Genomic DNA, 1,553 nt, shown 5'->3' with positions numbered 1-1,553 from the left:
TTGCCCTCGCGAAAGCTTTCTCCCGATCCGGCTGCGGCCGGATTTTTCCGTTGTTTTCGAGGGTTATGCCGATGGGGCTGAGCACTGGCCCCGGCGCCAGGTGGCCTGGAAGCGGTCTCTCAGGGTCGACATTCTCCGGACCTCATGACTGCGTGGATTTGGTGCATTTTCTTCAAGTAATTGAACAACAACAAAAAAATACTAGCCTTCGAAAGTGCTTGGATTGGGGTCGCGATTGGGCCTGGCGCGACTGGCATCGAAGCTTCTCAGGTCATAGCAGGTACCGTCCTCTGCTTCTGGAGCTCTCTGACGGACATTTCTTTGCGCCAGAGGCGAGCCGCTGACGAACCACAAGCGGATATGCCAGATCATGAAAAATCAAGCGCACCGCGGCACTCGGCGCCATCGAGAAGGCCATCAACCGCCAGCCACTTGGAGCGCCGGGCCGACCGTCTGGCGCACGCGTTGCGGTTTGTCGAAGACCTGCACGAATGGTTGAAACGGCGGGTATCTCGTATCTCGACGTAATCTTACCTTGGTAAAGGCCTGGCATACGCGCTGGAGCACTAGACGGCCTTGTCCTCTGAATCCGGCACGGCCGCGTCGAGATGGAGAGATGAAATGATGAATAAAGCCTTGGTTTTGTTGCCAATGACAGGCTAAAGATCTTCCGTCGAGACACGCTGATGTCTTGGGAAATCACTCGGTAAGCTCAAACCTCAGAATTGATGTGCGGTATTGATCTGGTAGCGGTACGATTTCTGAAAGATCAACGTCAAAGCGAATGTTTTCAATTGGGTCACTCGCACGCACGTGCGGCACAGGGATTTCCTCTGCCCGAAAGATGCTCAGTGAAGCGTTGTCCGGGTAGGTCTGAAGGGCCAAATCACTGCGGTACAAGTCGCGGCCACCCTTGGTGAGGCACTGAATCAAGAAAGCGCTGCGCAGTTCATTATCTGAAATCCTGGCCGCGAGTGTCTCCATAAGCTCGGCAACCGTTTGTCCGCTTTGCACTTCGATCACACAGAGTGAAGCGATATAGGCTTCAAATGAGCCCGATGGTCGAAGTTGATCAAGCGAAAATCGATGCTGCGGAACAGATTTTAATGTGGTCTTCACGTCCAGTACGAAGTGCTCTGCAACAAAATCATACTTGGCAGTTTTGCGAGTACTCCAGGACTGTACTGCGGCGTCGGTGTTCTGTGCATGGGCGATAACAGTAAGCTCGCCCCAGAGGCCAATAAGATCACGAGTATTGTCTTCGATCCGGCTGAAAAGTGCCGCAACTTGCTGTATACGAGCGGCAATCTCGGCGTTGGTGGTTGGCGGGCTCGTGGTGCAGAAGCTTTCTTCTAGGACTCTCAGAAACAGGCGGACAATTGCCGGGTCGCTCTCCTTTAGGCGGATAAGCGAGTAGCATCCCTCATGCGCGTCTGGCGTGTCCGTGTCGATGACGCAGGTGCGGGAGAACAAGGCATCGACTGCGCGCAACGTGATGTCGGGTCGGAGGTCATCCACGCGGGCGGGAAGCAGAAGCGCAGGAAAGGCTTGGG

General features: G+C 54.8%; 1 protein-coding gene. It reads right to left on the bottom strand.

The window, feature by feature from the left end; translation table 11 throughout:
• Nucleotides 1–699 precede the first annotated feature (699 nt).
• The coding region (locus tag OCGS_RS03340; protein ID WP_040610442.1) for a PD-(D/E)XK motif protein at nt 700–1,553 on the bottom strand (854 nt) is incomplete at its 5' end.

This window comes from Oceaniovalibus guishaninsula JLT2003, from assembly GCF_000299575.1.
Classification (GTDB): domain Bacteria; phylum Pseudomonadota; class Alphaproteobacteria; order Rhodobacterales; family Rhodobacteraceae; genus Palleronia; species Palleronia guishaninsula.
This window is presented reverse-complemented; position numbering and strand designations above follow the sequence as displayed.